This is a genomic window from Sphingomonas zeae (genome assembly GCF_014197135.1).
Lineage (GTDB): Bacteria > Pseudomonadota > Alphaproteobacteria > Sphingomonadales > Sphingomonadaceae > Sphingomonas > Sphingomonas zeae.
The window spans coordinates 265,410-279,337 of the sequence record NZ_JACIFA010000001.1 but is presented as its reverse complement, the minus strand read 5'-3'; the positions used below and the strand labels follow the sequence as shown (position 1 = coordinate 279,337).

12 protein-coding genes are annotated in these 13,928 nt (G+C 65.7%); 1 reads left to right on the top strand and 11 read right to left on the bottom strand.

What is annotated here, in order from left to right:
• Window positions 1-18: 18 nt before the first annotated feature.
• Genes cyoD through GGR45_RS01285 form a run of 5 tightly spaced genes read right to left on the bottom strand, consistent with a single transcriptional unit; the run spans window position 19 to window position 4,424 of the window.
• Window positions 19-402 (bottom strand): cytochrome o ubiquinol oxidase subunit IV, encoded by a 384-nt coding sequence (gene cyoD, locus GGR45_RS01305; protein ID WP_175313600.1) that lies wholly within the window; start codon window positions 400-402, stop codon window positions 19-21.
• A complete protein-coding gene (locus tag GGR45_RS01300; RefSeq protein WP_175313598.1) occupies window positions 399-1,034 on the bottom strand; it encodes a cytochrome (ubi)quinol oxidase subunit III in 636 nt (211 codons plus the stop codon). Before GGR45_RS01300 ends, cyoD begins: the two co-directional genes overlap by 4 nt.
• On the bottom strand, window positions 1,031-3,043 hold the full coding sequence (gene cyoB, locus GGR45_RS01295) for a cytochrome o ubiquinol oxidase subunit I (RefSeq protein ID WP_175313597.1): 2,013 nt from the start codon (window positions 3,041-3,043) through the stop codon (window positions 1,031-1,033). The genes GGR45_RS01300 and cyoB overlap by 4 nt, the downstream gene beginning before the upstream one ends.
• Window positions 3,040-3,927 (bottom strand): ubiquinol oxidase subunit II, encoded by an 888-nt coding sequence (cyoA, locus tag GGR45_RS01290; protein WP_175313595.1) that lies wholly within the window; start codon window positions 3,925-3,927, stop codon window positions 3,040-3,042. Before cyoA ends, cyoB begins: the two co-directional genes overlap by 4 nt.
• Window positions 3,928-3,977: 50 nt before the next feature.
• Complete coding sequence (locus GGR45_RS01285) at window positions 3,978-4,424, bottom strand: hypothetical protein (RefSeq protein ID WP_175313594.1); 447 nt, start codon at window positions 4,422-4,424, stop codon at window positions 3,978-3,980.
• A gap of 76 nt (window positions 4,425-4,500) precedes the next feature.
• Between GGR45_RS01285 and GGR45_RS01280 the strand changes: the two genes are divergently transcribed.
• A complete protein-coding gene (locus tag GGR45_RS01280) occupies window positions 4,501-5,334 on the top strand; it encodes an HpcH/HpaI aldolase/citrate lyase family protein (RefSeq protein ID WP_175313592.1) in 834 nt (277 codons plus the stop codon).
• Window positions 5,335-5,482: 148 nt separating this feature from the next.
• Here GGR45_RS01280 and GGR45_RS01275 read toward each other — a convergent pair whose 3' ends face one another.
• The 6 genes from GGR45_RS01275 to GGR45_RS01250 form a co-directional block, all read right to left on the bottom strand.
• Window positions 5,483-7,480 (bottom strand): acetyl-CoA carboxylase biotin carboxylase subunit, encoded by a 1,998-nt coding sequence (locus GGR45_RS01275; RefSeq protein WP_175313590.1) that lies wholly within the window; start codon window positions 7,478-7,480, stop codon window positions 5,483-5,485.
• A gap of 202 nt (window positions 7,481-7,682) precedes the next feature.
• Complete coding sequence (bioB, locus tag GGR45_RS01270; protein WP_175313588.1) at window positions 7,683-8,705, bottom strand: biotin synthase BioB; 1,023 nt, start codon at window positions 8,703-8,705, stop codon at window positions 7,683-7,685.
• Window positions 8,706-8,718: 13 nt separating this feature from the next.
• Window positions 8,719-10,872 (bottom strand): methylmalonyl-CoA mutase, encoded by a 2,154-nt coding sequence (gene scpA, locus GGR45_RS01265; RefSeq protein WP_175313586.1) that lies wholly within the window; start codon window positions 10,870-10,872, stop codon window positions 8,719-8,721.
• Between the two features lie 62 nt (window positions 10,873-10,934).
• The gene (locus GGR45_RS01260; RefSeq protein ID WP_175314158.1) at window positions 10,935-11,693 is read right to left on the bottom strand and encodes an enoyl-CoA hydratase-related protein; all 759 of its coding nucleotides are present in this window, start codon (window positions 11,691-11,693) and stop codon (window positions 10,935-10,937) included.
• Between the two features lie 8 nt (window positions 11,694-11,701).
• Window positions 11,702-12,121, bottom strand: coding sequence for a methylmalonyl-CoA epimerase (gene mce / locus GGR45_RS01255; RefSeq protein ID WP_175313583.1), 420 nt, complete (start codon window positions 12,119-12,121; stop codon window positions 11,702-11,704).
• Window positions 12,122-12,277: 156 nt separating this feature from the next.
• The gene (locus GGR45_RS01250; protein WP_175313581.1) at window positions 12,278-13,804 is read right to left on the bottom strand and encodes an acyl-CoA carboxylase subunit beta; all 1,527 of its coding nucleotides are present in this window, start codon (window positions 13,802-13,804) and stop codon (window positions 12,278-12,280) included.
• Window positions 13,805-13,928: the final 124 nt, after the last annotated feature.

Here is a 13,928-nt window from a genome sequence, read left to right as displayed (position 1 = left end):
GAGGGGCTTAACCCTTGCTCATGGCGTCGCCATCGGTCCCATCAGATTGTGGTTCAGATGCCCCATGATCCAGATCGAGCCCAACAGTACCAGCGCCACGATCAGCACCCCGAACAGCAGCGCCAGCACATTGTTGCTGTTGTCCGGCCCGGTGGTGATGTGGAGGAAGAAGACCAGATGCACCCCCATCTGTCCGATCGCCAGCGCGACCAGGGCAGCGGGAACGGCAGGCCCCCAGACGATGTCGAACTGCACCAGCGCAAAGGACGCCGCGGTCAGGATCGCCGCCGCGACCAGTCCGACCGCATAGCTGCGCACGCCGCCGACGATCGAGTCGTGTTCGCTTTCCTCGCCGGGCGCGGTTTCGTCGCGTGCCATTTCCTCGTCGGGCCGCTCGCTCATCCGCGCACTCCCATCAGATAAATCATGGTGAACAACGCCACCCAGATGATGTCGAGCGCGTGCCAGAACAGGCTGAAGCAGAGGATGCGACGCAATATGTCTTCGCGGAATCCCTTGGACCAGGCCTGCGCCATCATCGTCGTCAGCCAGAGCAGACCGAGCGTCACATGCAGGCCGTGACATCCGACCAGCGCGAAAAAGGCCGACAGGAACGCGCTGCGTCCCGGCCCCGCGCCCTCGCCGATCAGGTGGAGAAACTCATAGGCTTCCAGCGCCAGGAACCCCGCGCCAAGCAACCCCGTCGCCGCCATCGCGATCTGGAACCAGCGCATGTCGCGCGCCAATGTCCCGATGCCCGCCATTCCGCAGGCGAAGCTGGAGAGAAGCAGCAACACCGTCTCCGCCTCGACCAGCTTCAGCTCGAACAGGTCTTTGCCCGACGGGCCTCCCGCCGTCGCATCCTTCAGGACCGCATAGGCGGCGAAAAAACAGGCGAAGAGGATGAAGTCCGACAGCAGGAAAATCCAGAAGCCATAGGACACCACGATCCGCTTGGGCGCGGGGCCGTCGGGATTGGGTTCGCTATCCCGGCCCCATTTGTTGGGATCATGCGCATTGGCCGTCTGGCTCATGACAGCGCCTCTTCGGGCAAATCGAGCAGCGTCGCCTTGCTGCGGCGGCGCGCCTGGTCGAGCCGCTCGACCTCTTCGACCGGGATTTCATACTCGGCCTTGTCGCGCCAGGCGAAGACGATGAACGTCCCCCAGGCCCCGAAAAAGCCCAGAATCACCAGCCACCAGATATGCCAGATCAGCGCGAAGCCCATGGCGGTGGCGAAGAAGGCGCTGACGATGCCGGTCGGCGAATTGCGCGGCATCTCGATCGGTTCGTAATCGGGCCGATCGGACAGACGGCGATTCTCGCGCGCCTTGGCCTTGATGCCCCAATAGGCTTCCTCGCCCTTCACATCGGGCAGCACCGCGAAGTTGAAGGCCGGCGGGGGCGAGGTGGTGATCCATTCCAGCGTGCGGCCATCCCAGGGGTCGCCGCTCTCGTCGATGCGGTCCTTGCGGGTGCGGATCGAGACATAGAGCATCATGATCTGACAGCCGATCCCGGCCAGGATCAGCAGCGCGCCCAGGCCTGCCGCGATCAGCCAGGGATGCCAGCCTGGCACGTCATAATGCTGCATCCGCCGCGTCATGCCCATCAGGCCCAGGACATAGAGCGGCATGAAGGCGAGATAGAAACCGCTCAGCCACAGCCAGAAGGCGCGCTTGCCCCAGCGCTCGTCCAGCGTGAAGCCGAACATTTTGGGAAACCAGAAGGTGAAGCCCGCAAACGCCCCGAACAGCACGCCGCCGATGATGACATTGTGGAAATGCGCAACCAGGAACAGCGAGTTGTGGAGCACGAAATCGGCCGGCGGCACCGCCAGCATCACTCCGGTCATGCCGCCGATCACGAAGGTCACGATAAACCCGATCGACCACAGCATCATCGACGTATAGCGGATGCGCCCGCCATACATGGTGAACAGCCAGTTAAAGACCTTCACCCCGGTCGGCACCGCGATGATCATCGTCGTGATGCCGAAGAAACCGTTCACATCGGCCCCGGCCCCCATGGTGAAGAAATGGTGCAGCCAGACCATGAAGGACAGGATGCAGATCACCATGGTCGCGATGACCATCGAGCGATAGCCGAACAGCGGCTTGGACGAGAAAGTCGAGATGATCTCCGAAAACACGCCGAAGGCAGGCAGGATCAGGATATAGACTTCCGGGTGGCCCCAGGCCCAGATGAGGTTGACGAACATCATCTGGTTGCCCCCCGCCTCGGGCGTGAAGAAGTGGAAGCCCAGATAGCGATCGAGGATCAACATCGCGAGCACGGCGGTCAGCACCGGAAAGGACGCTACGATCAGCAGGTTGGACGCCAGCGACGTCCAGGTGAACATCGGCATCCGGCTATAGCCCATGCCGGGGGCGCGCATCTTCAGGATGGTGGTGACAAGGTTCACGCCGGACAGGAGCGTCCCCATCCCCGAAATCTGAAGCGCCCAGAGATAATAATCGACGCCGACGCCCGGCGAAAAGCGCAGCTCGGACAGCGGTGGATAGACCAGCCAGCCGGTCTTGGCGAACTCGCCGATGACCAGGCTCATATTGATGAGCAGCGCGCCGCTGCAGGTCAGCCAGAAGCTGACCGAATTGAGCGTCGGGAACGCCACGTCGCGCACGCCGAGCTGCAGCGGCACGACGAAGTTCATCAGCCCGATCATGAACGGCATCGCCACGAAGAAGATCATGATCGTGCCATGCGCGGAGAAGATCTGGTCGTAATGGTCGGGTGGCAGATAGCCGCCATTGCCGTACGCGATCGCCTGTTGCGACCGCATCAGCAGCGCGTCGGAAAAGCCGCGCAGCAGCATGACGCCGGCGAGCAGACAGTACATGACGCCGATCCGCTTATGGTCGACGCTGGTGATCCACTCCTTCCACAAATAGGGCAGATGCCCGCGCCGCCAGACCCAGACGAAGACGCCGAGCAGCACCGCGCCGATGACCGCGGCCGACACCAAGGGCAGCGGTTCTTGAAACGGGATAGAGTCCCAGCCCAGCTTGCCGGTGAAACTCATTGCTCGCGCCCGTCCTTCGCCTGCTCGCCTTCGGGCGCGCCGTTCTTCATCACGATCCGGTCGTACAGGCCGGGCTGGAGCCGGGGATAGCTGGCGGGGCGGACATTGCGGCTGGGGCGCGCCATCGCGACGAACTCATTCCAGTCGAGCGTCTTGCCCTGCCCGGCCTTGGCGGTCGCGACGAAGCGGTCGAACGCGCCCTGCGGCACCGCGTCTACGAAGAAGTTCATATCCGCAAAGCCCTCCCCGCTATAATGCGCCGACAGGCCGCGATACCGCCCCGTCCTGTCCGCGCGCAGATGGAGCGTCGAATCCATGCCCGACATGGCGTAGATCTGGCTGCCCAGCTGCGGCACGAAGAAGCTGTTCATCACGCCTGCCGAGGTGATACGGAACTTCACCGGCGTGCCCACCGGCACGACCAGCCGGTTTATCGTGGCGATCCCCTGTTCGGGATAGAGGAACAACCATTTCCAGTCGGTCGCGACGACCTCGACCGTCATCGTCTTGGCTTTCGAGGCAATCGGCTTGGGCGGATCGAGATCGTGGCTGCCGATCCAGGCGATGCCGCCCAGGAACATGATGGCCAACGCCGGGATCGACCAGACCAGCAGTTCCAGCCGCCCCGAATAAGCCCATTCGGGCAGATGCTTGGCGCGGGTGTTGCCTGCGCGGAACCACCAGCCAAAGGCGAAGGCCAGCACGATCACCGGCACCACGATCGCCAGCATCACCGCCAGCGCATTGAAGAAGATGCTGCGCTCGCCCGCCGCGATCGGGCCGGCGGGATTCAGGATGCCCGGCTCACAGGCGGCCAGGACGACGCACAGGCCGAGGCCTGCGAAACGCGCGGAAATTCTGGCGAGGCGCGGGTCGCGGAACATTCAGGCGATGAACGGTGGCCCAACGCTTTCGTTCCGACCCCGCACGGGTTTCAGGCTGCGAGTCTTCGCCCCTCGCCATCGGAGGTGTCATTGGCGGGCCGCTCCGCCCGGCGCGGGCGAGCTGCCCGGCCGGCGGACAGCCGCCCCGCCCAGCGGCGGAAAACGGGCCAGCGTGCCAGCATCGAGGAGGACAGGATCGTCGCCATGCCCAGCTCGGCCACCCCGCCCCATTCGATGGTCGAGGCGATCATCACCAGATCGCCCATCGACCCGCCCGCCATTGCAAGCATTCGGATTTCATCGATCTCGAACCAGATGGCGAGGCCGATCAGGGCAACCCCGGCAACGATCATCGCCCAATGTCCCGGCCGGACGCGGTTCAGCCGCCGCGCCGGAGCCTCGACCAGCATAGGCGCAAGCCAGCGGCTGACCGGCAGATCCGGCCAGACATAGAGCAGCATCGTCAGGCCCAGCAGCAATAATGTCGCAGTCATCATGACGCCCCCCTTATGTGTTGGATTATGGAGCAGCGGCGGCGTTTTACCAGAGGTCGCTTGCGTCTATGGTCGCGGCATGACCATCCGCAGCGCCCTGTTTCTCCCCGCCTCCAACCCTCGCGCCGTCGCCAAGGCGCGGACCTTGCCCAGCGATGCGGTGATCCTGGACCTGGAAGACGCGGTCGCCCCCGACGCCAAATCCGTCGCGCGCGAGGCGGCGGTCGCGGCGGTGCGCGAAGGCGGCTTTGGCGAGCGGCTGCTGGTCGTGCGGGCGAACGGACTCGATACGCCCCATGCGGCGGACGATCTCGCCGCGCTGGCGGAGGCGCATCCGGCGGCGGTGCTGATCCCCAAGGTCGACGATATCGCGACGCTCGCCGCCGCGCGGGCGGCGTTGGGACCAGATGTGCCACTCTGGGCGATGATCGAGACGTGTCGCGGCATCCTGTCGCTGGGTGCGATCGCGCAGGCCGCGACGGAGCTGGGCCTGACGGCCTTGGTCGCGGGCACCAACGATCTGGCAAAAGAAATGCGCCTGCCCTCGCCCCCCGCGCCCGAGGCGCTGCTCCCCTTGCGCGTCCAGATCGTCGTCGCGGCCCGCAGCGCCGGGATGATCGCGCTGGACGGCGTCTGCAACGCGCTCGACGCGCCCGATCGGCTGGCGGCGGAATGCGCCGAAGGACGGCGGCTGGGGTTCGACGGCAAGACGCTGATCCATCCCAACCAGATCGTAGCCGCGAATGCCGGGTTCGGCCCGGACGAAGCGGAGATTAGCTGGGCGCAGCGTGTGGTGGCAGCCTTCGCCGATCCCGCACAAGCGGCGCTTGGCGCGATCCGGCTGGATGGGCAGATGGTCGAACGTCTGCATCTGGCCGAGGCGGAGCGGATCTTGGCGCTCGCTCGGCCATGAGCTCTCTCTCATTTCTCCCCTTTTAGGGGAGGTGGCAGGGCGAAGCCCTGACGGAGGGGTGTCACCCTCTCGATAGCTGGACACCCCTCCGACGCGCTTCGCGCGCCACCTCCCCTTACAGGGGAGGAATAAGTCGGCCCCCTACTGCTTACTCCAGCTCCAGGATCACCGCATCGACCGCGAGACTGTCGCCAGTCTTGGCGGAAATGGCTTTGACGGTGCCGGTCTTGGCGGCGCGCAGGATGTTTTCCATCTTCATCGCCTCGACGACCGCCAGCGGCTGGCCTGCCTCGACCTGATCCCCCTCGGCCACGTCCAACCGGACCAGCAGGCCGGGCATCGGCGCGATGAGGAATTTCGACAGGTCGGGGGGCACCTTCTCGATCAGATGCTTCGCGTAAGCCGCCGCGCGGGCGGGCAGGACACGTACCGAATGGCTCGCCCCGCGCGTGGTCAGCCGGAAGCCGGTGCGGGTTTTCGCGATGCGGACGTGGAGGGTTTCGCCCGTTTCATCCTCGACCGCGATCATCCGGTCGCCGGGCGTATAGGCGATGGCGAGGTCCAGGTCCGCACCGTCGACGCTGATCCCGTCGGTCGAGACGTGAACCGCATGGTCGACGCCTTCGATCCGCGCCGTCCAGTTAGCGGGCGGTTGCAGCCGGTGGCCAAGCTGCCCGTCGATCCGCCGGGCGCGATCGGCCTCGGCGGTGGCGGCGAAAGCGGCCACGGCGGCGAGCGTGCGGGTCAGCGCCGCAGACGCAGGCGCGCCTTGGAAGCCTTCGGGATATTCCTCGGCGATGAAGCCGGTCGACAATGTCCCCGCACGGAAGCGCGGATGCTGCATCAGCGCGGAGACGAAGTCGATGTTCGTCCCCGGCCCGACAATCTCGAACGCGTCGAGCGCGGCGATCTGGGCATCGATCGCGGCTTCGCGGGTCGGCGCCCAGGTGACGAGCTTGGCGATCATCGGATCGTAGAACATACTGACCTCGCCACCCTCGGCGACGCCATCATCGACGCGCACGCGCACATCTTCGTCCCGCTCCTCGGCGGGCGGGTTGTAGCGCACCAGTCGCCCGGTCGAGGGCAGGAAGCCGCGATACGGGTCCTCGGCATAGACGCGGTTCTCGATCGACCAGCCCGTCAGCGTCACATCGTCCTGCTTGAACGCCAGAGGCTCACCGGCGGCGACCCGGATCATCTGCTCGACCAGATCGAGGCCGGTGATCTCCTCGGTCACCGGATGTTCGACCTGGAGCCGGGTGTTCATCTCGAGGAAGTAGAAGCTCTTGCCCGTGGTATCCGCGCCGGAGACGATCAGCTCGACGGTACCGGCCGAATAATAGCCGACCGCGCGGGCCAGCGCGACCGCCTGCTCGCCCATGGCGCGGCGCATCTCGGGCGTGACGAAGGGCGACGGGGCCTCCTCGACCACCTTCTGATGGCGGCGCTGGACCGAGCATTCGCGCTCGCCGAGATAGACGATGTTGCCATGCTGGTCGCCCAGCACCTGGATCTCGATATGCCGCGGGCTCTCGATGAACTTCTCGATGAAGACGCGGTCGTCACCGAAGCTGGCGAGGCCTTCGCGCTTGGTCGCCTCGAAGCCTTCGCGCACATCCGCCTCGGACCAGGCGAGCCTCATCCCCTTGCCGCCGCCACCGGCGGACGCCTTCATCATGACGGGGAAGCCGATGTCCGCAGCGATACGCACCGCCTCCTCGGTATCGGCGATCTCGCCCAGATAACCGGGCACGACATTGACGCCCGCCGCCTTGGCGAGTTTCTTCGATTCGATCTTGTCGCCCATCGCGGCGATGGCGTTGGGCGGCGGGCCGATAAAGGCGACACCGGCCTCGGCACAGGCCTTGGCGAAGCTCTCGCGCTCGGACAGGAAGCCATAGCCGGGATGGATCGCATCCGCGCCGGTCGCCTTGGCGGCGGCGAGGATCAGCTCGGCCTTGAGATAGCTCTCGGCAGCGGGCGCTGGCCCCAGGCGGACCGACTCATCGGCCAGCCGGACATGCGGCGCGCTGGCATCGGCATCCGAATAGACCGCGACGGTCGCGATGCCCATGGCCCTCGCGGTGCGGATCACCCGGCACGCGATTTCCCCGCGATTGGCGATCAGGATTTTCTGGAACACGGGGATACCTCTCCTTTTATGTCGTTGGTCCGTGCCGTCTGTCTTTTCGGAAGCCCCACCCCGGCGAAGGCCGGGGTCCAGTTTCCTTTTGGCCGATGGCGCGCCGTGGCTCCTCGGGGGAGGCCCATGCGCGCGCCATCGAGAGTTCACCGCAACTGGACCCCGGCCTTCGCCGGGGTGGTAGCGGTAAGGGGTAAGGTCATCACTCCGCCGCAACCCGCATCGGCTCGGCGCCTTCCATCGGCTTCAGGCCCAGCTTGGCGAACAGCGCGGCGTCGGCATCGTCGCCCGCATTGCCTGCGGTCAGCAGCTTGTCGCCGGTGAAGATTGAATTCGCGCCCGCCAGGAAGCACAGCGCCTGCGTCGCCGCCGACATGCTTTCGCGGCCCGCCGACAGGCGGACCATGCTCATCGGCATGGTGATACGCGCGACCGCGACGGTGCGGACGAATTCGATGTCGTCGATCCGCGCCAGCGGCGTGTCGGCGAGCATGTCGCCCAGCACCGTGCCCTTGACCGGCACCAGCGCATTGACCGGCACGCTTTCGGGATGGCGCGGCAGGGTGGCGAGCGCGTGGACGAAGCCGACCCGGTCGCCGCGCGTCTCGCCCATGCCGACGATACCGCCACAGCACACCGAAATGCCCGCCTCGCGCACGTTGGACAGCGTCTCCAGCCGATCCTCGAAGCAGCGCGTCGTGATGACGTTGGCGTAATTCTCGGGCGAGGTGTCGATGTTATGGTTGTAATAATCGAGGCCCGCCTGCGCCAGCCGCTGCGCCTGGGGCGCATCGAGCATGCCCAGCGTCATGCAGGTCTCCAGCCCCATGGCCTTCACGCCCTCCACCATGGCGACGACCTTGTCCATGTCGCGCTCCTTCGGCGAGCGCCAGGCGGCACCCATGCAGAAACGCTGCGAACCCGCCGCCTTGGCCTCGGCCGCCGCCGCCAGCACGGCTTGCACGTCCATCAGCTTCTCGGCCTTCACGTCGCTCTCCGCCGAGGCGCTTTGCGAGCAATAACCGCAATCCTCGGGGCAGCCGCCGGTCTTGATCGAGCAGAGCGTACACAGCTGCACCTCGTCCGCCGCATGATGCGCGCGGTGGACCTCGGCGGCGCGGAACAGCAGCTCGGTAAAAGGCAGGTCGAACAGCGCGGCGATCTCGGCGCGGGTCCAGTCGGTGCGCAAGGTCGCCTGGGGGCTCAGCGCAGTAGTCGTCGTCATGTCCTTCGTCCTGTCATTCGCCCGTCTCGGGCGGCATATTATGGCCCAGCAGCCTCAGCACATCCTCGGCCGCTTTCACAAGGTTGGTGCCAGGGCCGAAAATCGCCTGCACCCCGGCATCATAAAGCGCCTGATAGTCCTGTGCGGGAATAACGCCACCCGCGATGACCTTGATGTTGGCGCGGCCTGCATCGCGGAGGTGGCCGATCAATTCGGGGATCAGCGTCTTATGCCCGGCCGCCAGGCTGGAAGCGCCGACGACATCGACATCCCGGGTGAGCGCAATCTGCGCGGCTTCCTCCGGCGTCTGGAACAACGCCCCGGGCACCACCTCGAACCCCAGATCACCGAACATCGATGAGACGAGGTTGGCGCCCCGGTCATGCCCGTCCTGGCCCATCTTGGCGACAAACAGCCGCGGCTTGCGGCCGAGACGGCGCTCCACCGCCTCGACGCCGCGCAGCAGCCGCGCCCAGCGTTCGTCCTCGGCATAGGCGCCACCATATATGCCCGACACCGGGGTCGGCTGGGTCCCGTAGCGGCCGAACACATCCTCCAGCGCCGCGGAAATCTCGCCGAGCGTTGCTCGGGCGCGCGCTGCCTCGACGGCCAGCGCGAGGAGATTGCTTCCCATTCCTCCCCTGGCGGGGGAGGTGGCAGCGGCGTGGCGCAGGGCATCGAGAGCGGCTTGGCACGCCGCTTCGTCGCGTTCGGCTTTCACGCGTGCGATCCGCGCCACCTGGCCTGCCCGTACCGCATGGTTGTCGATGTCGAGGATCTCGACCGGCGCTTCGTCGGCCAGCCGGTATTTGTTGACCCCGACGATCACATCCTCGCCCCGGTCGACCTTGGCCGCGCGCGCCGCGCTCGCCTCTTCGATCATCGCCTTGGGCCAGCCCGCCGCGACCGCCTTGGCCATGCCGCCCTCGGCCTCGATCCGCTCGATCAGCTCCCACGCACCGTCGACCAGCGACTGGGTCAGGCTCTCGACATAATAGCTGCCGCCCAGTGGATCGACGACCTTGGTCATCCCCGTCTCTTCCTGCAGCACGATCTGCGTGTTGCGCGCGATCCGGGCGGAGAAGTCGGTGGGCAGCGCGATCGCTTCGTCCAGCGCATTGGTGTGGAGCGATTGCGTCCCGCCCAGCATCGCCGCCATCGCCTCGATCGTGGTGCGGATGACGTTGTTATACGGGTCCTGCTCGGTCAGCGAGACGCCGCTCGTCTGGCAGTGCGTGCGCAGCATCTTCGAGCGTTCGTCCTGCGCGCCCAATTGCGTCATCGCCCGGTGCCACAGCACGCGCGCGGCGCGCAGCTTGGCGACCTCCATGAAGAAATTCATGCCGATCGCGAAGAAGAAGGAAAGCCGCCCGGCGAACTTGTCGATGTCGAGTCCGCTGGCGACACCGTATTTCACATATTCCATGCCGTCGGCGATGGTGAAGGCCAGCTCCTGAAGCTGCGTCGCCCCGGCCTCCTGCATGTGATAGCCGCTGATCGAGATGCTGTTGAACTTGGGCATCTCGGCGGAGGTATAGGCGAAAATGTCCGAGATGATCCGCATGCTCGGCTCGGGCGGATAGATATAGGTGTTGCGGACCATGAACTCCTTGAGGATGTCGTTCTGGATGGTCCCTTCCAGCTTGGAGCGGTGAACGCCCTGCTCCTCGGCCGCGACGATGAAAAAGGCCAGCACCGGGATCACCGCGCCGTTCATCGTCATGCTGACCGACATGGCATCCAGCGGAATGCCGTCGAACAGGATCTTCATGTCCTCGACCGTGTCGATCGCGACGCCCGCCTTGCCGACATCGCCCGTCACGCGGGGGTGGTCGCTGTCATAGCCCCGGTGCGTGGCGAGGTCGAAGGCGACCGACAGCCCCTTCTGCCCCGCCGCTAGGTTGCGGCGGTAAAAGGCGTTGGATTCCTCGGCGGTCGAAAAGCCCGCATATTGGCGGATCGTCCAGGGGCGGCCCGCATACATGCTGGCCCGCACGCCGCGCGTGAACGGCGCGAAGCCCGGCAGGCCGGGGTCTTCGCGCACATCGGCGGCGGTATAGAGCGGCTTGACCGTGATCCCCTCGGGCGTCTGCCAGTCGAGGTCGCGGCCCTTCACCTCGCGCGACGCAAGTGCTTCCCAGTCCGACAGGTCAGGGCGTTCGGCCATCGGCCACTCCTCATCCACACTTATTTTGTTTCACTAGAACGAAATTATCATACCCGCGCAAGTCACCGCCCGAGGAAACGCGGCGGGCGTTTTTCAAAAAAGGCGCGACCACCTTCCTCCCCGTCCTGCGTCGCGCGGGCAGCGCGCTGATCCTCGGCCTCGCGCGCCAAAGCGGCGGCATAGTTACTCTCGAATCCGGCATGGAGCGCCCGCCGCATCAGGCCGAGCGCAACGCTCGGCCCTGCCGCCAGCCGTTCGGCGAGCGCCAAGGCCCCGGCGTCGAGCGCATCGTCGGCGACGACTTTGTGGATCATGCCCCAGTCGAGCGCCTTGGCGGCGGGGACCCGTTCACCGAGCATCATCATCTCGGCAGCGCGGGCGCGGCCGATCAGGCGCGGCAGCATCCAGCTCGCCCCGCCATCGGGGACCAGCCCGATATTGACGAAAGCGTGGAGGAAATAAGCATTCTCGCTCGCAACGCAGAAATCGGCGGCGAGCGCCAGGCTGCACCCGATACCCGCCGCTGCCCCGCGCACCGCGCTGACGACGGGAATCGGCAGATCCGCCAGCGCCAGCATGGCTGGGTTGTAATGCTCGACCAGCGCGCGGTGGACGGTTTCAGGTCCGACATCGCCGCCCGAAATGTCCGCGCCGGAGCAAAAGGCCCGCCCCTCGCCTGCTAGCAATACCGCGCGGGCATCGCCCCTTTCGTCCAACGCCGCGCGGATCGCATCGAACAGCGCGGGCGGCGCGGCATTCAGCCGCTCAGGCCGGTTGAGCGTCAGGACCAACACGTCGCCCAGCCGTTCGACGCGCAGCATCGTCTCGCTCAATGATCGTCTCCCGGCGTTTCCATAAGTTCGACCAGCACCCCGCCCATGTCGCGCGGGTGGAGGAAGACGACGGGCGTACCATGCGCACCGATGCGCGGCTGACCCAGCAAGGTCGCGCCCTTTGCCTGAAGCGCGGCGACGGCGGCAGGGATGTCGGCGACCTCGAAACAGATATGATGCTGCCCCCCCGCCGGATTCTTCTTGAGGAAATTGGCGATGGGGGAGCTTTCATCCAGCGGCTGGATCAGCTCGATCTGGGTGTTGGGGGCGTCGATGAAGCAAACCCGCACGCCCTGCGGCGGCAGATCGAACGGCTCGCCGATCGCGTCCGCGCCGAGCAAGTGGCGATAGGTTTCGACCGTCTTCTCGATCGAAGGCGTGGCGATACCGATATGGTTGAGACGGCCGAGGGTCATGCGTGCCTCCGAGCGATCTGTGCGACGAGAGCGCTGGCCCTCCCCCATCCCCTCCCGCCTGCGGGAGGGGCGTGTTTGGGGATAGCGTTCGCCCAGAGCCTCTCCCCTCCCGCAGGCGGGAGGGGATGGGGGAGGGTTCCGCTGCCTGCGACCGGCTCAAAGCGGCAGATTGTCATGCTTCTTCCAGGGATTGGCGAGATCCTTGTTGCGCAGCTTGCGCAGGCCCAGCGCGATCCGGCGGCGGGTCGAATGCGGCTGGATCACCTCATCCACAAAGCCCTTTGACGCCGCAACGAAGGGATTGGCGAAGCGCGCCTCATACTCGGCCGTCCGTTCGGTGATCTCCTCGGGCGTCTTGCCCCGGAAGATGATCTCGACCGCACCCTTGGCCCCCATCACCGCGATCTCGGCGGTCGGCCAGGCATAGTTGAGGTCGCCGCGCAGATGCTTGGACGCCATGACATCATAGGCACCGCCATAAGCCTTGCGCGTGATGACCGTGATCTTGGGCACCGTCGCCTCGGCATAGGCGAAGAGCAGTTTCGCGCCGTGCTTGATGATGCCGTTATGCTCCTGCGCGGTGCCGGGCAGGAAGCCGGGCACGTCGACAAAGGTCACGATCGGAATCTCGAACGCATCGCAGAAGCGCACGAAGCGCGCGGCCTTGCGGCTGGCATTGATGTCGAGCACCCCTGCCAGCACCATCGGCTGGTTGGCGACGAAACCGACGGTGCGCCCCTCGATCCGGCCGAAGCCGGTGATGATGTTGGCGCCATGCGCGGGCTGCACCTCGAAGAAATCGCCCTCGTCGACGACCTTCGAAATCAGCTCGTGCATGTCATAGGGCTGGTTGGCGCTGGCGGGGATCAGCGTGTCGAGGCTCTCCTCGATGCGGTCCCAGGCGTCGGCGGTCGGCCGTTCGGGCACACCCTCGCGATTGTTGGCGGGCAGGAAGTCGATGAAGTCGCGCGCCGCGAGAAGCGCCTCGATGTCATCCTCGAACGCGACGTCGGCGACGCCGGTCTTGGTCGTGTGCGTCACCGCACCGCCCAGCGCTTCCTGGGTCACGACCTCGTTGGTCACCGTCTTCACCACATCGGGGCCGGTGACGAACATGTAGCTCGAATCCTTCACCATGAAGATGAAGTCGGTCATCGCCGGGCTATAGACCGCACCGCCCGCGCAAGGCCCCATGATGAGGCTGAGCTGCGGCACCACGCCGCTCGCCAGGACGTTGCGCTGGAACACCTCGGCATAGCCGCCGAGGCTGGCAACGCCCTCCTGGATGCGCGCACCGCCCGAGTCGTTCAGGCCGATGACGGGTGCGCCGACCTTCATCGCCATGTCCATGATCTTGCATATCTTCTGCGCATGTCGCTCGGACAGCGAACCGCCGAACACGGTGAAATCTTGACTGAAGACAAAGACCAGCCGGCCGTTGATCGTGCCCGAACCCGTGACCACGCCGTCGCCGGGGATGACCTGCTCGGTCATGCCGAAGTCGGTGCAGTTGTGCTCGACGAACATGTCGAGCTCCTCGAAACTGTCCTCATCGAGCAGCACGTCGAGCCGCTCGCGCGCGGTCAGCTTGCCCTTGGCGTGCTGCGCGGCGACGCGCTTCTCCCCACCGCCGGCGCGCGCACCTTCACGGCGGCGTTCCAGTTCGAACATCGTCGATGCCATGACCTCATCCTCTTTTGTCTTTCAGCGGTCTATGCCTGAGACCCAGGGGGCACGGCAATTGGGCGCACTCTCGTTTTCGTAAGGGGAAGGCAATAATCATCGCCAGGATTGCGCCCCCCGCCTT